Source organism: Cetobacterium sp. NK01 (genome assembly GCF_024506395.1).
Lineage (GTDB): Bacteria > Fusobacteriota > Fusobacteriia > Fusobacteriales > Fusobacteriaceae > Cetobacterium_A > Cetobacterium_A somerae_A.
On the sequence record NZ_JANIBO010000001.1, the window covers coordinates 1,110,635 to 1,130,136 of the forward strand.

Genomic DNA, 19,502 nt, shown 5'->3' on the forward strand with positions numbered 1-19,502 from the left:
AATTAATGGATGTAAAGATGTTATTAGAACTTATGTATATACTTTGCGGAATTATTTTATTGATAAGCGGAGTATATTCATTTTTAGATAAAAGCAATCCTAAGAGAATAGGATCAGCAGCATTTTGGATTATATTTGGATTTTTATTTATAGGTGGACCTCATGTAAATCCATCAATAGTAGGAGGGTTACTTTTAGTAATGGGAGTTTTAAGTGCTACAAAATCTGTTTCACTAGCTTCGTTTAAAACAAGTACAGAGGAGTTTAGAGAGAAGCAAGCTCATAAAATTGGAAATATGTTATTTGTTCCAGCTGGGTTAATAGGAGTTGTGGCATTTTCAATAGCTCAGTTTACAAAATTAGGTGGACTAGTAGGACTGGGAATAGGGGCAATTGTTGCTTTAATTGTAACTATGCTAGTAACAAAAGAAAAGTTTGATAAAATTCCTTATGATTCAAGTAGAATTTTACAACAAATGGGTCCAACAGTTATTTTACCTCAACTTTTAGGTTCTTTAGGTTCTGTATTTGCTAAAGCTGGGGTTGGAACTGTAATTGCTGGAATAATGGGAAGTGTAGTTCCAGAGGGGAATATTTTAGCAGGTGTAACTGTTTATTGTTTAGCTATGGCTATATTCACAATGATAATGGGAAATGGTTTCGCAGCTTTTGCAGTTATAACAGTAGGTATAGGATATCCTTTTGTTATAGCTCAGGGTGGAAATCCAGCAGTAGTTGGAGCTCTTGGATTAACAGCAGGTTTCTGTGGAACATTGTTAACACCAATGGGAGCAAACTTTAATATAGTTCCAGCGTCTATATTAGAGATGAAGAATAAAAATGGTGTAATATTAAAGCAAATAGGAGTAGCAGTACCACTTCTTATTATTCATATTGGACTAATGTATTTCTTAGCATTTTAATTTTTAGGAGGTAGTGTAATGAAAGTTTTAATTACAGGATTTGATCCATTTGGAGGAGAAAGTATAAATCCAGCATGGGAAGCAGTGAAAGCAATGAAAGATAGTATTGATGGTATCGAGGTAATAAAATTACAAATACCAACAGTTTTCAAAAAATCAGCTGAAAAACTATTTGCAGGAATAGAAGAGCATAAACCAGATGCTGTTATATGTATTGGACAAGCTGGTGGAAGATATGATATGTCAGTTGAAAGAGTAGCGATTAATATGGATGATGGTAGAATTCCGGATAATGAAGGATATCAACCAATAGATACTCCAGTTTATGAAGATGGAGAGAATGCTTACTTTGCAACACTTCCTATTAAAGGGATTGTTGAAGAGATTAAGTCAGCAAAAATACCAGCCTCAGTTTCAAACACAGCAGGAACATATGTATGTAATCATATAATGTATTCACTACTTTATTATATATCAAAGAATAATTTAAATATAAAAGGTGGATTTATTCATGTTCCTTACATAACAGAGCAAGTTGTTGATAAGAAAAATATGCCTTATATGGAAGTTACAACTATAACAAAAGCTTTAGAGTGTGCAATTCAAGCATTAAATAAATATAAAGTAGATGTTAAAGTTTCAGGTGGTAAAGAGTTTTAATAAAAAAAGCCCGTCATAAAGATGGGCTTTTCTTTTACTCTTCAATAATACCAAAGATTTCTTCTAAATTTAATAAAATTTGTTCTTTAGAAGAATCATTAATTTTAACTCCAGATTTTTTAGAAAAAATAACTTTATCATTAATACTAAATAAAGAGTTTACCTCAGAATCAGTGCTTAAAGAGATTATTTCTCCAATTCTGTAATTTTTTTCCTCATTATTTTGAATTAATATAATCCCTGTTGATGTTTTTTCTTCTAAATTTATAGTTTTAACAAGAACTCTTTTACCAATAGGTTTAATTTTCATTTTTACCTCCTAAAATATTTTAAGATAATAAAATTGTAACAAAAAAAAAGAAAAAAGCAACAAAAATTAAAAGAAGAGGTGACGGGAACACCTCTTCTTTAAACGGGTTTCAAACCAATCAACTGGAGGGTTGTTGGCTACTTTATATAATAAGTTTAGCACCTTATTATCAAATTATGATATAATTAAGTAAATATAGTATATTTATTTAATTAAGTTAAAAAAAAATATCTAAAATTAGATATAAGTTTTACAAGGTAAAATATACATTAAAAAGAAGGGTTTGTCAATAAAAAAATTAAGGAGATGGGGATGGAGTTTAAAAGTCAAAATAAAAATATTACAAATTTATTAAAATTTATCAATCAATGTGGTGGATCAAATAAGTTAGATATAGCTGAAAATATAATGGTTTCACCAGCGGCACTAACTAAAATTTCAAAAAAATTATTAGGGGATAATGTACTTCTTGAAAAAAAATATATAGATGAAAATAATAGAAAAAAAAATCTTTTAGTTATAAATTATGATAGATTTTATTCAGTAGGGGTTTTAATAGAGGAGAATTTTACTAAAGTTATATTAACTAATTTAAAAAATGAGATTTTAGGTGAATTAAAGTTTTTAAACCACTATGATGGAGATTTTGATGAATATCTGAAAGATTTACTTAAATTTATAGAGGAAATTGTAAATAAGAGTAGTGTTGTATCTGAGAAGATACTAGGTGTTGGTGTAGTTGTAACCAATGAGTTTGTTGTAAAAAAATCATTAGATCTCTTTAAAGAAGATCGTTTTGTAACTTTAAAAAAAATGATAATGCAAAAATTTTCTGGATATGTATTTGTTGAAACAGAAATTAGAGCAGAAGCTTTGTATGAAGCCTTTTTAGAGCCTAATCACAAAAACTTTTTTTTAGTAAAATATGGAGAAAAAAGAGGAAGTGCAATAATAATAGATAATAAGCTTGTAAATCCTGCTATTTCTCATTATAGATCAATGGGAACAAGGCATTTTATAGTAGAACCTAATTCAGATATGTATTGTGAAATTTGTAAGAAAAAAGGTTGTTTTGATACAATGGTTTCTCCTAAAAATATTTTTGAAGAAATTTTAAAGGAAAATAATTATTCTGCTCGTATAGTAGATATATATAAAAATATGAGCTTTGATGAGTTCATAAAAAGAGCTGAAAATGGAGAGATTACAGAGTGTAAATCTCTTAGAAAAGTAGCAAGGTATATAGCAATACTTATGATAAATCATAATAATTTATTGCCTTTAGATACATTTTTACTTTCAGGAAGAGTTTTTAAAAGTTCCCTATTTTTAAGTTATTTAAAAATGTACTTACAAGAGTTTCAATTAGGTGAAGTTCACGAAAAATTGATTGTATTAGAAAAAAATATAGAAAAAGAGGAGTTAATAGCTTCATTTTTACCTATAAACTATATATTTTATAACTATCATTTCCAAGATGGATCAGAAGAATAATTTTAGAGATAGATTTATTTTCTATCTCTTTTTTTATTGGAGAGATTTTAATTGGTAAAATAATAATAAAAATAAAAAATAGTACTTTTCTTTTAAAAATAAGGGTTTGTAGCTTATTTTTATACAAAAAAATAATTTACTAAGAAAAATTTTATTTACAAAATTAAAAAAATATTGTATAAAGAATACAGTGGAGGGAAATAAATTTTTACTATAAAAAATTATTTCTCATAAATAACACAATTAAAAATCGGAGGGGATTTTATGAAAAAATTAGCACTTTTTTTAGGATCTTTACTTGTAGTAGGAACTGCTGTTCAAGCCAAAGAGGTTGTAGTAGCTCCAGTTGAAGTATCAAAAGAGATTATAGTTGTAGCTGAGCCTGTAGTTGAAGAGGTTATTGCACCAGCATTTAGACCAACTGGTTATATCGGAGTGGAATATAGAGCATATGGGAAGACTGAAGGGCATGGAGATAGAGTAGCTCCTGGTTTTGGAACAGATCCAAATGTAGCTCAGGACGAATGGAATAGAGGTTCTAATAAATATTCTAGACTTGAAACAACTTTCGGTGTTCAAGCAACAGAAAATTTTTCATTAGAAGGAAGAATTAGAGATTATAACAATTTAGAGTCAAATGGAGATGGACATGAAAACTCTCAAAATGGAACTGAAACAAGATTAAGAGCTTACTATAAGCATAATGATTGGTTTACTTCAAGAGTACAATATAGAGATGAAGAGGATGACTCTCAAAACTTAGAGTACCAAGCAAGATTTACAGTTTATCAAAATAAAGGAGCATTATTAAGTGATTTATTACTTGCTCCAAAATTCTATCATTCATTCCCAGAAGATGGTGGATCAAACTATATGAATACTATTGGTATGGATATTGAATATGCAGGTAACTTACCACTTGGATTTACTTGGGATGGTACAATCTATTTAGATCAAAACTTCTATGGACATGATTTCCATACAAATAAAGATTTAACAGATAACAAAGACAAAGATTTCACTGTAACATGGGAAATCTATTTACGTAGAAACTTTGCATTATACACAACTGATGCATATGCAATTGACTTCAATTTTGAAGGTGGATACGATCCATATGTATTTGGACAATATGATAAATATACTAAAGATAGTGATGGTGTAACTACAAAATCACCTAAAACAACTTACAGCTTATATACATTATTAACTTTAGATGCAACATATAAAATCACAGAGAATTTAGCTGTAAACGCAGGAGTGGGAGCAGAGTATAGAAACTGGGATAATATAGATCAAAGTTCAGCTTCTCACTGGAGATGGCAACCACTTGCATATGCAGGAATGAAAGTAACATTCTAATATATGTAATAAAAAACCCTTGGAATTTCCAAGGGTTTTATTTTTTTATAAATCTATATATTAATATCCACCATAGTTATCAGCAGCTAAAATAGCAGCTAAAACTTTTTCAGGAGTTACTTCAAATGGCATATTATGTATAGTTTCTCCAGGAGCACAAGCTAATTTAGCTACTTCTAAAAGTCTTTCTCTTTCAATAGAGTTAACTCCTAAATCCTCTAAAGACGTTGGAAGTCCAATATTTTTACAGAAAAATAAAACTTCATCAATCTCTTCCATAGGAGCATTTTCTAAAAATAGCTGTACTAAAGTTCCAAAAGCTACTTTTTCTCCATGATATAGATCGTGACACTCTTCTAAAGCTGTTAGTCCGTTATGAATAGCATGAGCTGCAGCTAGTCCACCACTTTCAAATCCAATACCACTTAAATACGTATTAGCTTCAATAATATTTTCAACAGCCTTTGTACAAACACATTTTTGAGCTGCAAACATAGCTTTTTCACCATCTGAAATAAGGGTATCAAAGCAAAGTTTAGCAAGAGCCATTGCTCCTTTAGTAGGAAGACCACCTCCCATATTTAAGGCACCAGATCTCTCACAAGCTCTAGCTTCAAAGTATGTGGCAAGAGCATCTCCCATACCACTAGCTAATAATCTAGCAGGAGCCTTAGCAATAATCTCAGTATCCATTAAAACAATATTTGGATTATTGGGTAAAAGAAGGTATTCATCGAAAACACCATCTTCAGTATAAAGTACAGATAATGCGCTACAAGGAGCATCAGTAGAAGCAATTGTAGGAACAATTAAAACAGGAAGATCACAATAATGAGCAAGTGCTTTAGCGGTATCTAAAGTTTTACCACCTCCAACTCCTATAACAATTTCAGATTTTTTTTCTTTTAAAATCTCTTTTAATCTATTAATCTCAACTTTAGAGCATTCTCCATTGAAAAGTTCAAAATAAGGAGTTAAGTTTTCTTTAATAAAACTTTCTTTTATAATATCTTCAGTAATGCTCATAACAAAATTATCTGCAATAATAAAAGCATTTTTTTTGGCATACTTAGCAATATTGTTTAAAGAGTTAGGTCCTTGAATATATTTACCAGGTGATAAAATAATATTTTCCATTTGATACCTCCGTAAACTTTAATAAAAAAGATTTTTGTTATCTATTTATTACCACTAAAGTCTTAATTTGTAAATAGAAAAGTGGTATAATTTAATAAAAAAGGATGGTGGAGGATGCTAAAACTTTTTAATTTAGTTGAAGAGAGTGAACCTAAAAAAAGAATAGATGAATTAAGAAAAGAGATAGAGCGTTACAATTATTATTATTATACTAAAAATGAGTCTATAATTTCAGATTTTGAATTTGATAAACTTTTAAAAGAGCTAGAAAAGTTAGAAAGAGATTATCCAGAATTTAAAGAGGATATATCTCCTACAAAACATGTAGGAGCAATAGATTTAAAAGAATCAAAATTTAAAAAAGTGATTCATAAAAAGCCTATGTTAAGTTTAAGTAATTCATATAATATTGAGGATGTAGTGGCTTTTACAGAAAGAATTGAGAAAAATCTTGAGTATAAGCATGAAAAATTGGAGTATGTTCTTGAGTTGAAATTAGATGGAGCTAGTATAAGTGTAACTTATGAAAAAGGAGAGCTAGTAAGAGCGGTAACAAGAGGCGATGGAATAGAGGGAGAGGATGTTACAGAGAATATCTTAGCTATTGAAACAATTCCTAATTATTTAAAAGAAGATGTTAATTTAGAGGTTAGAGGAGAGATTGTACTTCCTTTAAGTCAATTTGAAAAATTAAATGAAGAAAGATTAAAAAATGGTGAAGAGATATTTGCCAATCCAAGAAATGCAGCTAGTGGTACTTTAAGACAGTTAGATTCAGAAATAGTTAAAGAAAGAGGATTAGATGCATATTTTTATTATGTTGTTGAGCCTTTAAAATATGGATTTAAAACTCATAGAGAAAGCTTAGATTATCTAGATAAAGTTGGTATAAAGACAACTAAAGTTGCTGAAGTGATAGATGATCTAACTATTATGGAGAAAAGAATTTCTTATTGGGAGATTGAAAGAGAAAAATTAGACTTTGAGACAGATGGATTAGTAATAAAACTAAATAATATTGATTTATGGGATGAGGTAGGTTATACAACAAAAAGTCCAAGATGGGCAATCGCTTATAAATTTCCAGCAAAACAGGTTACAACAAAACTTTTAGATATAACTTGGCAGGTAGGAAGAACTGGTAAAGTTACTCCTGTGGCAGAATTAGAAGAGGTTGAACTATCAGGAAGTAGAGTAAAAAGAGCGAGTTTACATAATATGGATGAGATTTTAAGAAAAGATATTAGAATTGGAGATAGAGTATTTATAGAAAAAGCAGCTGAAATTATTCCACAGGTGGTAAGCTCTATAAAAGACATTAGAACAGGAGAGGAAAAGGAAGTTATTCCTCCGACTCATTGCCCAGTATGTAATTCAATTCTAGAAAAAGAGGAAGGATTAGTTGATTTAAAATGCGTAAATCCTAATTGTCCAGCTATAATTCAAGGAAGTATAGAATATTTTGTTTCTCGTGATGGAATGAATATAAGTGGATTTGGAAGTAAGATTGTAGAAAGAATGTTACAAATGAATTACATAAAAGATATAACAGATATTTATAATTTAGGAGAACATAAAGATGAACTTATGCAGTTGGATAAGATGGGAGAAAAAAGTGTAGAAAAACTTTTAGCTTCAATAGAGAAAAGTAAAGGGAGACCATACTCTAAAACACTGTATGCTTTAGGAATACCTTTTGTTGGAAAATTTTTAGGAAATGTTTTGGCAAAAAAAAGTAAAAACATAGACAAATTATCTCAAATGTCTAAAGAGGAACTTTTAGAAATTGATGGTGTAGGAGATAAAGTAGCTGAGTCAGTTTATAACTTTTTTAGAGATGAAAAATCTATAACAATAGTAAGAAAATTGAAAGATTATGGAGTAAATTTTGGAAAAGCAGATGAAGATGTTGAAGAAAAGGTAGTTGAAGATGGAAAGTTTACAGGAAAAACTTTTTTATTTACAGGAAAACTACAAAAATTTAAAAGAGAAGAGATTAAAGATCTAATAGAGTCTTTAGGTGGGACTAATATGTCATCTGTAAGTAAAAAATTAGATTATCTAATTGTGGGAGAAGATGCAGGAAGTAAGTTAATAAAAGCAAAAGAACTAGGAACAGTGACAATTTTAACAGAGGATGAATTTATAGAATTAACTAAATAATAAAAATCTCTCAAGATAATTTCTTGAGAGATTTTTTTATATTAGCACTTTTTTATTTTATAAACTTTTTATTAAGCAGCTTCAGTTTCATTTAAAGATTTTTCATACACTCTTAAGAAAGGAATGTATAGGAAGAATGAAACAGCAACTAATCCACAACTTAAAATGAAGGCAGTAATACTGAAGTTAGTAGCAAGTAATGCTCCAATTGGTCCTGGAGTTGTCCAAGGAACAAGAGTTATAATTTTTCCTACTAAATCAAACTTTGTAGCAAACCATGCTATACAAGCATTTAATACTGGGATTCCAACGAATGGAATGAATAGTAATGGGTTCATTACAATAGGTGCTCCAAACATTATTGGTTCATTGATATTGAATACTGCTGGAATAACTGAAAGTTTTCCAATTGATTTAATATGTGCATTTTTACTTACAGACATAGCAAGTGCAAGTCCTAAAGTAGCTCCAGCTCCTCCAATATAAACATAAGCATCAAGGAATCCTCCTGCAAATATTTTAGGTAAAGTTTCACCAGCTTGAAGAGCAGCTTGGTTAGCAGCTAAGTTAGACAGTGTTATAGAGTTAATAATAGCTATAACAATATTAGTTCCGTGTAATCCAGCAAACCATAAAAGGTGAGTGATTATGATAATAAAGATTACAGAGATTAATGAATCAGACATATTAAGTAATGGTGCAAAAGCTTTTAAGATAATCTCAGGAACCATGATGTTTAAGCTCTTCATTGCAAATATATTTATTGCTTGGAAAAGGATTGTAACAAACACGATTGGGATTAATAACTCAAATGATTTAGCAATTGCAGGTGGTACAGAATCAGGAAGTTTAATAACGAACTTCTTTTGTACTAATAATCTGAATATTTCAATAGCTATTATTGCTCCTAGGATAGCTGTGAATAGTCCTTTAGCATCAAGATATCTAGCATCCATAATTGGCATCCATCCACCATCAGGGATAAGGAATAGAGCTCCAGCTCCCTCAGCTTGACCAACAGGTAACCAATCTAGTTTCGCTGAAACTAGTAAAAATGCATACATTGATAAGAATCCACCAGTTGTACCGTTAAGACCATAACTATTAGATAAAGACATTCCAATTCCGTAAGAAACGAATAAAGACATAATTCCCATACTTACATAGAAAGGTTGTACTAAATCTCCTTTAAAAGCTCCCATTAAATTAGCATACCACTCCATGTAAAGTATGTTATTAGGATCAGTGAATGGTAGGTTTACCATTAAAAGGATAAATGAACCGATAATTAAGAACGGCATTGTATAAACAAAACCATCTTTGATTGCATTTAAATATCTGTTTTGCCCAACTTTGGCAGCAACAGGCATAAGTTTTTCTTCAATAAGATTCATAAAATTACTCATAAATTTTCCTCCGTTTTTTAGTTTATTATATCAAATTTTATAGAAAGGGGTGGAGGAAAAAACTTCCCCTCCCCATAATTTTTATAATATTCTTGATAATTTGTTTAAAATATTAGTTAAACTTGTAGTTTAAACCAATGTATGACCACCATAAATCGATATCATGATCTCCATTTCCTGGTCCCCATCCAAATTTCTCTTCGTTTTTATAAGTTCTAGTGTTAGCCTCATAAGCTACTCCTACAAATGTAGAGAAGTCTTCATTAATAACATAGTTAGCCATTAATTCATATCTGATTTTATTACCAGCTTTGTTATCATACTTTCTGTGGAATTTACCATCAAGAGATGAATCTTTTTCATCATAAGTTCTTTCTAAAGTAAATCTAATTCTAGGCATGATAGTAAGTTTTTCTGTAGCTTGATATGGCATCATAACTCTGATTTGAGTTTCAACCATTTCATATGTATCATACATTTCTCCAGTAGTAAATACAGTTGGGTTAAGAGATAACTTATCAGTTAATTTAAATGAAGGTCCAAAATCTCCTTCCCAATACCAACCATTATTTTTATTAGTATCTAAAAGCCCATAGTTATTATCTTGTTTGTCTCTATCGTAACCAACAACTAACCAACCAGCTAAAAGACCATTAAAGTGATTGAAATCAGTTCCTAACTCAAATCTATTTCTTCTCCAGTCATCGTGATAAGTTTCTTGAGAAAAATCTCTAGTTCTAGTTTCGTTTCTATATTTTAAATGGAAACCTTGATTAGCAAATAATTGATATCTAACTTTCCAGTCCGCTCTTAAAGATTCCCATTCAGGATTATTATCACTTGATAGATCTCCACCAAGTCTTTTTTCAACATTTAAATCTAAAGTTAACTTTCCTTTTGACGCTGATATTCCAGTTCCAAAGAAAGTACCATCTTCGTCGTCTCCCCCAGCTAAATCAGATCCATTATCGAAATCTTCCATCTCTAAGTACGCTCTTCCAGCAAAAGACCATTTATCTTCAGGAACTTCAACTATAGACATAACTTGAGTTTCCTCATTAACGTTCTCTTCTTTAATTTCCCCAGCAACAGGTGCAACTGTTTCAGTAGTAGGTGTAGGATTAGCTACAACCTCTTTAGCAAAAACATTTGTACCTAATAATGATAAAGCAGCCAATAAATAAAGTGATTTTTTCATTTGTTACCCTCCCATTTTTAAATAAAAGTATTATTTAAAGTAAAATGTATAACTATTTTTATTTAGCTAAGCTTAAAGCAAAGTCTAAAATTTTCTTACCATTTAATGTTCCATAAGCCATAGTATCAATAACATCTAAAGGCTTTCCAGCTTCAGCCGCAATAGCACCTAACTCAGCTTTCTTAAATCTAACTTGTGGTCCTAAAAGAAATACATCATATTGAGGTAATAACTCGTGGAATTGCTCTAAACCTACAGCATCAATTTTAACCTCTATATTTTCAGCAGCAGCAGCAGCTTCCATTTTTTTAACAACCATACTTGTTGACATTCCTGCAGAACAAAGTAATAATATTTTTTTCATAACTATTTCTCCTTTTTACTTAATTAATATTTTGAAATTTTAATTTAAACTTTTGAAATTTTTCTAAGTAGATCTTTCATCCGACACTAGAATTATAAAATATGTTTTAAAAAAAGTCAAATTTCACAAAAATCAGACTTTTTTCGTCGAATAATAATATGTAAACTAAAAAAAAACTTGAAAATAAGAGGTAAATGTTGTATTCTTTAATTAGAACGAAAAAAAAAACAAAAAAAATCGTCTAATTTTTGTAGAAAATGGTAAAAAAAAAACAAAAAAATTTAAAATTTTTTTAAAAATACACAAAAAAGGTGGTGAAAATATGAGAAAAATGGCTTTTGATTTTTCCAAAAATGATATTTTTATAGATACAGATAAAAAATTGAATAAAAAAGAAAGAGATTTTTTGGAAATAATTAGAGAGAAGTATAAAGGAAAAAATGAAAAATATATAATTTTTACAGAAAAAGAACTGAGATCTATAGTTAAAGAAAGAGGTTTAATTGAAGATTTCTTAGATAAATTTTCAAAGAGAAGAATACATTTGAAGTTAATAGAAAAAGAAGAGGAGATATTTTTCTCTTCATTTCCAATATTTGATTTTTACATGAGAAATAGAGAGGAGTACAGATTATATATTTCAAGATCATTGAAGTCGTTAAAAGAAAGTGGAATATTTGATGATATAGATCTGCTATTAATCCTACTATTTAAAGATAAGAAAAGTTTTCAACTATATTTAGCTATGATAAAAAATAGAAATCAAGGTGGATTTATAATAACAAGAGATCAACTAAAAGAACTTTTAGGAGTAGGACAGGAAAATTATGAAAGGTTTTATGATTTTGAAAAAACTATTTTGAAACCAGCATTAGAAGATATCAATCAATTAACTAAGTATAATATAGAGTATAAAAAAATAAAAAATAGTGATGGATTTACAAGTAAGATAATGGAGATAGAGTTTAGTTTTAATCATAAGCTTTCACCAATTTTATCAGAGGAGATTGATAGACTTCTTCTACCTTTAAGAGATAGAGTTGATTCTATATCTACAGTTAGTAAAGTTATAGAGGAAGCACTTTTAAAAGAAGGTGTAGAGTTTGTAAGAAATAATCTTTATCATCTAGATAAGGGAATTTCAGGATCATTAGATGAAGCTATTTGTTTAGCGTTAAAAGAGAATCAAGATACCGATCATCAAGAAAAATATATTTTGGTTAGCAAAACGTCAGATATATTTTCTAATAGATTTATTTTTGAATCAAGGTTGTATAAAGAGTTACTAAAGTGTAAATTTTATTATAATTATAATTTTTTAAAAGCTCTTAGAAATATGAAAGTAGGAGAAACTTTAGAATACAAAGATGAAAGACATAAGATTAATATTTTATATTTAGATAAAGGAAGAGAAAGTACTATAGAAATATATAAGGCTGCTGAAGATGCTAATGGAGAAAAAAAATAAATTTAAGCGTTAATATTAAAAAAAAAGATATAAAGTATTGAAAATATTGTAAGTATTAGACGAAAAAAAATAATATATTTTTCTTGTAGTTTTAGTTCTTGACTTACTCGGAAAAATCTAGTAAAAACTAAGTAAAACAAAGGTTTTTAGGAGGGAGTAAAAAAATGAAACAATTAGGAATATCTATATATCCATTTCATGCAACACTAGAAGAAAATAAAAATTATATTGAATTAGCAGCAAAATACGGATATAAAAGAGTTTTTACTTGCTTACTATCAGTAGATGGAGATAAAGAGGCTATACTAAAAGAATTTAAAGAAACGATAGAACACGCTAATAGTTTTGGAATGGAAGTTATGGTAGATGTGGCTCCTTCAATATTTAGTAAATTAAATATAAGTTATGAAGATCTATCATTTTTTAAAGAGATAGGTGCTTGTGGAGTAAGATTAGATTTAGGATTCTCTGGAAATGAGGAAAGTATAATGACTTTCAATGAGCATGGACTTTTAGTAGAGATAAATATGAGTCAAGATACTAATTATGTTAATACTATAATGGATTATATGCCAAATAAAGAGAAATTAGTAGGTTGTCATAATTTCTATCCACATAGATATACTGGACTTTCAAGAGAACATTTTAGAAGCTGTAATAAAAGGTTTAAAGGGTTTTCATTAACAACAGCAGCCTTTGTAACATCACAAACTGGAACTTTTGGACCATGGCCAGTAAATGATGGACTGTGCACATTAGAAGAGCATAGAGATCTTCCAATTGAAGTTCAAGGAAGAGAGTTATTCAATGAAGGAATAGATGTTGTAATAATATCAAACTGTTTCCCAACAGAAGAAGAACTTAAAAAATTAGCAGATATAAATAAAGAGATGCTAGAGTTAGAGTGTGAAGTTTATGAGGGTGTAGGTACAGTTGAAAAAGATATAATAGAAAAAGAGTTACATTTCCAAAGAGGAGATGTAGGAGAATATGTTGTAAGGTCAACTCAATCAAGAGTAAAATATAAAGGAACACATTTTGAATTATTCAATCCTGTGGATATAAAAAAAGGAGATGTATTAATTGAATCATCACTTTATGGACAATATGCAGGAGAGTTACATATAGCTAGAAAAGATATGAAAAATTCAGGAAAAACAAGTGTTGTAGGAAGAATAAATCCTAATTATATGGGATTATTAGACAGTATTAAACCTTGGCAAAAATTCAAAATTAAAATAAAAAAGTAATAAAATCGGTTTAGGAGGATAAAAATGGTAGATTTTACAGAAGAGGAATTAGAAGAGATAATATTTTCAATAGTTGCATATGCAGGAGAAGCTAAAGGATGTGCTCATCAAGCATTAGCATTTGCAGAAGAGGGGAAATTTGAAGAAGCTGAAGAGTGTATGAAAGAGTGTGATGCAGCAGTATTAAAAGCTCACCACGTTCAAACTGATATGATACAAAAAGAAGCTGGAGGACAAAAGATTCCTTTATCAATAGTTTTCGTTCATGCTCAAGATCATTTAATGACAGCTTTATCAGAAAGAGAATTAATTAAAAAAATGATAAAGTTAAATAAAAGATTATTTGCTTTAGAAAATAAATAATTAAATAAAAAACCCCTTGAAATTTCAAGGGGTTTTAATTTTATTATTATGCTAACCAAGCTCCAAACATCCAGATATGTTTTTGATATAAAGCAGCTATATCAGTAACTAAAGTAAGAGTTTCTTGATCATCCTCTTTTTCAGCGATTCCCATTATGATATTAATTTCAGCTAAAAGAAGTTTGAAATCCTCTAACATTAATTTTACAGCTTCTTTAGCTGGATATGCTTTAGTTTCAGCTTCAGCTAAAACAGTATGTTTTAAATAGATTTCTAAAGATCCAAAAGGTCTGTGTCCAATCATTAAGATTCTCTCAGCAACAGAGTCGATTTGTCCATCAATTTCAGCCATTATTCCATCAAGCATTGGATGTATAACGAAGAAATGCTCTCCAGTTAAATTCCAGTGGAAGTTGTGTACTTTAGTTTTAAATACGTGTAAATCTCCTACAAATTTGTTCATTTGAAATACTAGATCTTTATTTTCCATAAAAAATCCTCCTTTTAATTAAAACCGGTGGTTTTATTTTCTAACTTCACTTTCATTATTCGGGGATTTTCAAAATTTCCTTCAAAGAAAAAAAAAAAATAATTAATATGTCATATTTGTAATCGTAACACTTATTTTTTTACAAACTTCTTTCATAGCTATAACAATTTCATCAATATGCTCTTTATTAGCTTCGGTACTAAAAAATGGACAGCTTAGAGCGGCTATAATTTTATTATTTTTATCAAATATAGGTATAGCTACAGCACTAATAGTATTTGAATGCTCCATATTATCAAAAGCAATTTTTTTTATGTTAACTTTAAATAACTCTTTTTTTAATTCTTCTCTACTTGTTATAGTATTCTCTGTATACTTTGGCAAAGATTCAGGAAGTAAAGAGTTTAATTTTTTTTCTGTTAATTGACAGATTAAAATTTTACTTGCTGCTCCTGCGTGTAATGGGAAAATAGCATTTTCAGGAACTGTAATTTTATAATAGTCATTACTTTCAACTGAAGCTATAACTCTAATCTTATTTTTATCAAAGACACTAACTTTAAAAGTTTCTTTAAACTTTAAAGAGAGTTCTTCTAAATATGGGTAAGAGATATTTTTAATTAAATTATAATTTTTATTTTTATTTGAAAAATAATCAAATTTATTTCCTAAAGTATATTCTTTTCCTACTAAGTATAAGTATCCCATTGTAACTAATGTATAAAGAAGTCTATTAGTTGTAGCTTTAGGAATGTTTAGATCCTTTGATATCTCAGCTTGAGAAGCTTTTTCTTTTAAATAAAGATAATTAAAAATTTTATCTATTTTTTCCATAGCTGGAACTAATTTTTTCATAGCTTAATTCCTCGTTATTATAGTTTTTTGTATTTTTCCAAATCCTTTTTGATAGATAATTCTCTCAACAGTTCCATTAGGAAATGTTTTTTCAACAGTTACTTCAGGACCTGATTCAGCATCAATGAAATTTACAATTTCATAGATATTTTCTTTAGATTTCCAAGTTTTTCCAACAGTAAATGGTGCTTTTAGTATAACCTCACCTTTAGTTAGGTCAATGTTATTTAGATCAACAGAAGTATTTTCACCAGTATAGATCAATGAAATAGAATCTCTATTAATTAGATAAACCCTTTCAACTCTAGTTGCTGTATCAACAGTTTCTTCTACAATAAATTTTAATCCATTTTTTCTAACTACTTTACTGCTACTTTTAGAACCAGCATTTTCAAAACCACCTTTATAAGTAAAGTCTCCTGCTACAAAAAAATCAGAGACAATATAATCTTCTGTATTTGTACATCCAACTAAAAAAAGTAAAAATCCAAATATAAACAAACATTTTTTCATAAAATTTCCTCCTATAACAAAGAATATTTTTGTCAGTATGATTTGATTATACATTAAATATAAAAAATCTACTAGAAAAAAAGTTGAGTGTGTAACATATGTTACATATTTATATTAACTATACTGATATAATCCAGTTATAAATTTTAAAACCAAGGAGAGAGATTAATGGAAAAAGTACCAATGTTTTGTTTTCAATGTCAAGAAACAGCAGGAAATAAAGGTTGTTCAATAGTAGGAGTTTGCGGAAAAAAACCAACTACATCAAATCTTCAAGATTTACTTATTTATACGGCAAAAGGGATCTCTATTCTAAGAGAAAATATCTCATTGGAGATGAGAGAAAAAGATAGAGAATTAAATTCAGAAATTGATTATTATATAACAAATGCATTATTTATAACAATAACAAATGCTAATTTTGATGATGAGATGATAGCAAAAGAGATCTTAAAAGGGATAGAAATAAGAGAGAAAGTAAAAACTCAATTGGATAATTTTGGATTAGATATAAAAAGGTTAAAAAATCATGATGCAACAACATTTACAGTAAAAACAATAGAGGATATGAATAAAAAAGCTTTAACTATTGGGGTACTTTCAACTGAAAATGAAGATATAAGATCTTTAAGAGAGGTTATAACTTATGGTTTAAAAGGTATGGCAGCTTATTATGAGCACTCTGTAAATTTAGGATATGAAAAGTCAGAGATAGTTATGTTTATAGAAAAAGCTTTAGTTTCAACTTTAGATGATTCAATAGAGTTAGGAGATTTAGTAGGATTAACTTTAGAAACAGGAAAATTTGGGGTAGATGTAATGGCCTTATTAGATTCTGCTAATACGGGAAAATTTGGAAATCCAGAGATAACAGAGGTAAATATAGGAGTTAGAAATAATCCTGGAATTTTAATATCAGGTCACGATTTAAATGATATAGTTCAACTTTTAGAGCAAACAGAGGGGACAGGAGTAGATGTATATACTCACTCAGAGATGTTACCAGCTCACTATTATCCAGAGTTAAAAAAATATAAACATTTAGCTGGAAACTACGGAAATGCATGGTGGAAACAAAAAGAGGAATTTGAAACATTTAATGGTCCTGTTGTATTTACAACAAACTGTATAGTACCTCCAAAAGCTGGGGCTTCATATGAAGGAAAAGTATTTACAACAAATGCAACTGGATTCCCAGGATGGAAAAGAGTTGAAGAAAAAGATGGGAAAAAAGATTTCTCAGAAGTTATAGCATTAGCTAAAACATGTAAAGCACCAACAGAGATTGAAACAGGAAAAATTATAGGTGGTTTTGCACATAACCAAGTATTTGCATTAGCTGATAAAGTTGTAGATGCAGTAAAATCAGGAGCTATTAGAAGATTTTATGTAATGGCAGGATGCGATGGAAGAATGAAGTCTAGAGATTATTATACAGAGTTTGCAGCTAACTTACCAAAAGATACAGTTATTTTAACAGCAGGTTGTGCAAAGTATAAATATAATAAATTAAATTTAGGTGATATTGGAGGAATTCCAAGAGTTTTAGATGCAGGACAATGTAATGATTCATACTCATTAGCATTAATAGCTTTAAAATTAAAAGAGGTATTCCAGTTAAATGATATAAACGAGTTACCAATTGCTTATAATATAGCTTGGTATGAGCAAAAAGCTGTAATAGTTTTACTAGCATTATTACACTTAGGAGTTAAAAATATCCATTTAGGACCAACAATTCCAGCATTTTTATCAGGAAATGTTTTAAAAGTTTTAATAGATAACTTTAATATTGGAACTGTTTCAACAGTAGAAGAGGATTTAAAAAATTTCTAAAAATGAAAATAAAAATGGTAAGGGATGAGTTCCTTACCATTTTATATATATTATCTTGAAACAGTTGAAATACCATTATGAATTATATTGTAAATTTCATCTTTTGAAACTAAATTTGCATCTCCTCTTACAGTATGCTTATAAACAGAAGCAGCAGTTGCAAAATCTACAATATCTTTAGGTGAGTGATTGTTATAGATTCCAAAAAGAGCTCCAGCAGCAAAGGCATCTCCTCCACCAACTCTATCAACAATTTGGAAAGTATATCTAGGTGAAGCTATAAGCTCACCATCTTTAAAGATGAAACCAGTTAAAGAGTTTTCATTAACTGAGTGAGTTTCACGTTTTGTAGAAAGTAGATATTTTATATTTGGATATTTTTTTGTAATCTCTTTATAATATTCATTTAAATCAGAATGATCTCCTAATTTCATAATATTTTTAGCATCTAAAATACCAGCAAAACAGATATCTATATATGGAAGATAACTTGTTAAAACAGGAGAAGCTTCTTCTAAAGTCCAAAGTTTTCCTCTGTAATTAAAATCAAAACTAATTAAAACTCCCATCTCTTTGGCTTTTTCCATAATTTTAATTGTAAGATCTTTACAGCTTTGAGAAAGTGCAGGTGTGATCCCAGAAAGATGTAGTATTTTACAATCTTTTAAAATATTTTCAATTTGAAGTTCACTATAATCTAAAGTAGAAAATGATGAGTATTTTCTATCATAAATAACTGATGATGCTCTAACACTTGTTCCAACTTCTAAGTAGTAAGTTCCAAGTCTTTCTCCACCTAAAACAATATTTCTAGTTTCAACTCCATTGGCTTTTAAGTATCTAAAAATAGAATCAGAAAGCGGATTGTTAGGTAGTTTAGTAACATATTCAGATTCTATTCCAAAGTTTGCAAGAGATACAGCTACATTTGCTTCTCCTCCACCATAGTCAGCTCTAAATGTATTACTTTGAATAAATCTATTGTTGTTTTCAGTAGAAAGACGTAACATAATCTCTCCAAGAGTTACAATTTTACTCATAATTAGATCTCCTCTCTAACCTTTTTAACTTTAGCAACAAAAGCTTTAGCAGTAGCAGTAATCTCTTCGCTAGGTCCAGTAGCTAATTTTCCACCAACACCAACAGCCACAACACCATTTTTAATCCACTGATCAACGTTTTCTAAAGAAACTCCACCTGTAGGCATAATGTTAGCTTGAGGTAAAGGTGCTTTAACAGCTTTAATAAAGTCAGGTCCAAAAGCACTTCCTGGGAAAAGTTTAATAATATCGCAACCTAATTCCATAGCTTTAATCATTTCAGTTATTGTCATACATCCAGGCATATAGGGAATAGCATATCTATTACAAAGTTTTGCAGTTTCAGGATCAAAACCAGGAGAAACAATGTACTTAGCTCCAGCTAAAATAGCTAATCTAGCAGTTTCAGAGTCTAAAACAGTTCCAGCACCAATTATGAAATCATCTCCAGGAAACTCTTTCGAAAGTTCTCTAATAACCTCAGTAGCTCCAGGAACAGTGTAAGTAACTTCGATTGCATTAACTCCACCAGCAATACAAGCATTAGAAACACGCTTTGCTTCCTCTAGATTTTCTGCTCTAACAACAGCAACTACTCCAGTATTTATAATTCTATCTATAATTTCATGCTTTTTTAACATTTTATAATCCTCCATAAATTTCTTTTATT

Annotated in this window: 19 protein-coding genes; 9 read left to right on the forward strand and 10 right to left on the reverse strand. The window is 29.3% G+C overall.

What is annotated here, in order from left to right; all coding sequences use genetic code 11:
• The first annotated feature begins 5 nt into the window (after window positions 1-5).
• Both NON08_RS05600 and pcp read left to right on the forward strand, forming a co-directional pair.
• Entirely contained in the window at window positions 6-923 is a 918-nt protein-coding gene (locus NON08_RS05600) for a DUF979 domain-containing protein (protein ID WP_256690441.1), read from the forward strand.
• 18 nt (window positions 924-941) lie between these two features.
• Complete coding sequence (pcp, locus tag NON08_RS05605; RefSeq protein ID WP_256690442.1) at window positions 942-1,583, forward strand: pyroglutamyl-peptidase I; 642 nt, start codon at window positions 942-944, stop codon at window positions 1,581-1,583.
• Window positions 1,584-1,617: 34 nt separating this feature from the next.
• On the opposite strand, the gene NON08_RS05610 is transcribed toward pcp, so the two are convergent.
• Window positions 1,618-1,893, reverse strand: coding sequence for a chaperonin GroS (locus NON08_RS05610; protein ID WP_023052122.1), 276 nt, complete (start codon window positions 1,891-1,893; stop codon window positions 1,618-1,620).
• Window positions 1,894-2,205: 312 nt separating this feature from the next.
• On the opposite strand from NON08_RS05610, the gene NON08_RS05615 reads away from it, so the two are divergent.
• Both NON08_RS05615 and NON08_RS05620 read left to right on the forward strand, forming a co-directional pair.
• Window positions 2,206-3,387, forward strand: coding sequence for an ROK family protein (locus NON08_RS05615; RefSeq protein WP_256690443.1), 1,182 nt, complete (start codon window positions 2,206-2,208; stop codon window positions 3,385-3,387).
• A 264-nt stretch (window positions 3,388-3,651) separates the two neighbouring features.
• Window positions 3,652-4,749, forward strand: a complete 1,098-nt coding sequence (locus tag NON08_RS05620) for a hypothetical protein (protein WP_256690444.1) — start codon at window positions 3,652-3,654, stop codon at window positions 4,747-4,749.
• Between the two features lie 60 nt (window positions 4,750-4,809).
• Here the strand turns inward: NON08_RS05620 and NON08_RS05625 are convergent, their stop codons facing one another.
• The gene (locus NON08_RS05625) at window positions 4,810-5,886 is read right to left on the reverse strand and encodes a glycerol dehydrogenase (protein WP_256690445.1); all 1,077 of its coding nucleotides are present in this window, start codon (window positions 5,884-5,886) and stop codon (window positions 4,810-4,812) included.
• Between the two features lie 114 nt (window positions 5,887-6,000).
• On the opposite strand from NON08_RS05625, the gene ligA reads away from it, so the two are divergent.
• Window positions 6,001-8,049: an NAD-dependent DNA ligase LigA gene (ligA, locus tag NON08_RS05630; RefSeq protein WP_256690446.1), complete on the forward strand. Its 2,049-nt coding sequence runs from the start codon at window positions 6,001-6,003 to the stop codon at window positions 8,047-8,049.
• Between the two features lie 71 nt (window positions 8,050-8,120).
• Here the strand turns inward: ligA and celB are convergent, their stop codons facing one another.
• The 3 genes from celB to NON08_RS05645 all read right to left on the reverse strand — a co-directional run bounded on the left by celB (window position 8,121) and on the right by NON08_RS05645 (window position 11,017).
• Window positions 8,121-9,455 (reverse strand): PTS cellobiose transporter subunit IIC, encoded by a 1,335-nt coding sequence (gene celB, locus NON08_RS05635; protein WP_256690447.1) that lies wholly within the window; start codon window positions 9,453-9,455, stop codon window positions 8,121-8,123.
• A gap of 112 nt (window positions 9,456-9,567) precedes the next feature.
• The gene (locus NON08_RS05640) at window positions 9,568-10,653 is read right to left on the reverse strand and encodes a hypothetical protein (protein ID WP_256690448.1); all 1,086 of its coding nucleotides are present in this window, start codon (window positions 10,651-10,653) and stop codon (window positions 9,568-9,570) included.
• Between the two features lie 58 nt (window positions 10,654-10,711).
• Window positions 10,712-11,017: a PTS sugar transporter subunit IIB gene (locus NON08_RS05645; RefSeq protein ID WP_256690449.1), complete on the reverse strand. Its 306-nt coding sequence runs from the start codon at window positions 11,015-11,017 to the stop codon at window positions 10,712-10,714.
• Between the two features lie 322 nt (window positions 11,018-11,339).
• Here NON08_RS05645 and NON08_RS05650 point away from each other — a divergent pair, with 322 nt between their 5' ends.
• The 3 genes from NON08_RS05650 (at window position 11,340) to NON08_RS05660 (ending at window position 14,098) form a co-directional block, all read left to right on the forward strand.
• Window positions 11,340-12,485 (forward strand): replication initiation protein, encoded by a 1,146-nt coding sequence (locus tag NON08_RS05650; RefSeq protein WP_256690451.1) that lies wholly within the window; start codon window positions 11,340-11,342, stop codon window positions 12,483-12,485.
• Between the two features lie 164 nt (window positions 12,486-12,649).
• Window positions 12,650-13,735, forward strand: a complete 1,086-nt coding sequence (locus NON08_RS05655) for a DUF871 domain-containing protein (protein WP_256690452.1) — start codon at window positions 12,650-12,652, stop codon at window positions 13,733-13,735.
• Between the two features lie 24 nt (window positions 13,736-13,759).
• Window positions 13,760-14,098: a PTS lactose/cellobiose transporter subunit IIA gene (locus tag NON08_RS05660; RefSeq protein WP_256690453.1), complete on the forward strand. Its 339-nt coding sequence runs from the start codon at window positions 13,760-13,762 to the stop codon at window positions 14,096-14,098.
• A 46-nt stretch (window positions 14,099-14,144) separates the two neighbouring features.
• On the opposite strand, the gene NON08_RS05665 is transcribed toward NON08_RS05660, so the two are convergent.
• The 3 genes from NON08_RS05665 to NON08_RS05675 form a co-directional block, all read right to left on the reverse strand.
• A complete protein-coding gene (locus NON08_RS05665) occupies window positions 14,145-14,588 on the reverse strand; it encodes a Dps family protein (protein ID WP_256690454.1) in 444 nt (147 codons plus the stop codon).
• A 102-nt stretch (window positions 14,589-14,690) separates the two neighbouring features.
• Window positions 14,691-15,443, reverse strand: a complete 753-nt coding sequence (locus NON08_RS05670; protein ID WP_256690455.1) for an IclR family transcriptional regulator — start codon at window positions 15,441-15,443, stop codon at window positions 14,691-14,693.
• A gap of 3 nt (window positions 15,444-15,446) precedes the next feature.
• On the reverse strand, window positions 15,447-15,956 hold the full coding sequence (locus NON08_RS05675; RefSeq protein ID WP_256690456.1) for a hypothetical protein: 510 nt from the start codon (window positions 15,954-15,956) through the stop codon (window positions 15,447-15,449).
• Window positions 15,957-16,124: 168 nt separating this feature from the next.
• Here NON08_RS05675 and hcp point away from each other — a divergent pair, with 168 nt between their 5' ends.
• Window positions 16,125-17,792: a hydroxylamine reductase gene (gene hcp, locus NON08_RS05680; RefSeq protein ID WP_256690457.1), complete on the forward strand. Its 1,668-nt coding sequence runs from the start codon at window positions 16,125-16,127 to the stop codon at window positions 17,790-17,792.
• A gap of 50 nt (window positions 17,793-17,842) precedes the next feature.
• Here the strand turns inward: hcp and NON08_RS05685 are convergent, their stop codons facing one another.
• Both NON08_RS05685 and NON08_RS05690 read right to left on the reverse strand, forming a co-directional pair.
• Window positions 17,843-18,832: a sugar kinase gene (locus NON08_RS05685; protein ID WP_256690458.1), complete on the reverse strand. Its 990-nt coding sequence runs from the start codon at window positions 18,830-18,832 to the stop codon at window positions 17,843-17,845.
• Window positions 18,833-18,834: 2 nt separating this feature from the next.
• The gene (locus NON08_RS05690; protein ID WP_256690459.1) at window positions 18,835-19,473 is read right to left on the reverse strand and encodes a bifunctional 2-keto-4-hydroxyglutarate aldolase/2-keto-3-deoxy-6-phosphogluconate aldolase; all 639 of its coding nucleotides are present in this window, start codon (window positions 19,471-19,473) and stop codon (window positions 18,835-18,837) included.
• Between the last annotated feature and the right edge of the window lie 29 nt (window positions 19,474-19,502).

Bases quoted from the DNA above. Each gene is read 5' to 3' on its own strand.
- NON08_RS05600 (WP_256690441.1), top strand. From the start codon at position 6: ATGGATGTAAAGATGTTATTAGAACTTATGTATATACTTTGCGGAATT.
- pcp (WP_256690442.1), top strand. From the start codon at position 942: ATGAAAGTTTTAATTACAGGATTTGATCCATTTGGAGGAGAAAGTATA.
- NON08_RS05610 (WP_023052122.1), bottom strand. From the start codon at position 1,893: ATGAAAATTAAACCTATTGGTAAAAGAGTTCTTGTTAAAACTATAAAT.
- NON08_RS05615 (WP_256690443.1), top strand. From the start codon at position 2,206: ATGGAGTTTAAAAGTCAAAATAAAAATATTACAAATTTATTAAAATTT.
- NON08_RS05620 (WP_256690444.1), top strand. From the start codon at position 3,652: ATGAAAAAATTAGCACTTTTTTTAGGATCTTTACTTGTAGTAGGAACT.
- NON08_RS05625 (WP_256690445.1), bottom strand. From the start codon at position 5,886: ATGGAAAATATTATTTTATCACCTGGTAAATATATTCAAGGACCTAAC.
- ligA (WP_256690446.1), top strand. From the start codon at position 6,001: ATGCTAAAACTTTTTAATTTAGTTGAAGAGAGTGAACCTAAAAAAAGA.
- celB (WP_256690447.1), bottom strand. From the start codon at position 9,455: ATGAGTAATTTTATGAATCTTATTGAAGAAAAACTTATGCCTGTTGCT.
- NON08_RS05640 (WP_256690448.1), bottom strand. From the start codon at position 10,653: ATGAAAAAATCACTTTATTTATTGGCTGCTTTATCATTATTAGGTACA.
- NON08_RS05645 (WP_256690449.1), bottom strand. From the start codon at position 11,017: ATGAAAAAAATATTATTACTTTGTTCTGCAGGAATGTCAACAAGTATG.
- NON08_RS05650 (WP_256690451.1), top strand. From the start codon at position 11,340: ATGAGAAAAATGGCTTTTGATTTTTCCAAAAATGATATTTTTATAGAT.
- NON08_RS05655 (WP_256690452.1), top strand. From the start codon at position 12,650: ATGAAACAATTAGGAATATCTATATATCCATTTCATGCAACACTAGAA.
- NON08_RS05660 (WP_256690453.1), top strand. From the start codon at position 13,760: ATGGTAGATTTTACAGAAGAGGAATTAGAAGAGATAATATTTTCAATA.
- NON08_RS05665 (WP_256690454.1), bottom strand. From the start codon at position 14,588: ATGGAAAATAAAGATCTAGTATTTCAAATGAACAAATTTGTAGGAGAT.
- NON08_RS05670 (WP_256690455.1), bottom strand. From the start codon at position 15,443: ATGAAAAAATTAGTTCCAGCTATGGAAAAAATAGATAAAATTTTTAAT.
- NON08_RS05675 (WP_256690456.1), bottom strand. From the start codon at position 15,956: ATGAAAAAATGTTTGTTTATATTTGGATTTTTACTTTTTTTAGTTGGA.
- hcp (WP_256690457.1), top strand. From the start codon at position 16,125: ATGGAAAAAGTACCAATGTTTTGTTTTCAATGTCAAGAAACAGCAGGA.
- NON08_RS05685 (WP_256690458.1), bottom strand. From the start codon at position 18,832: ATGAGTAAAATTGTAACTCTTGGAGAGATTATGTTACGTCTTTCTACT.
- NON08_RS05690 (WP_256690459.1), bottom strand. From the start codon at position 19,473: ATGTTAAAAAAGCATGAAATTATAGATAGAATTATAAATACTGGAGTA.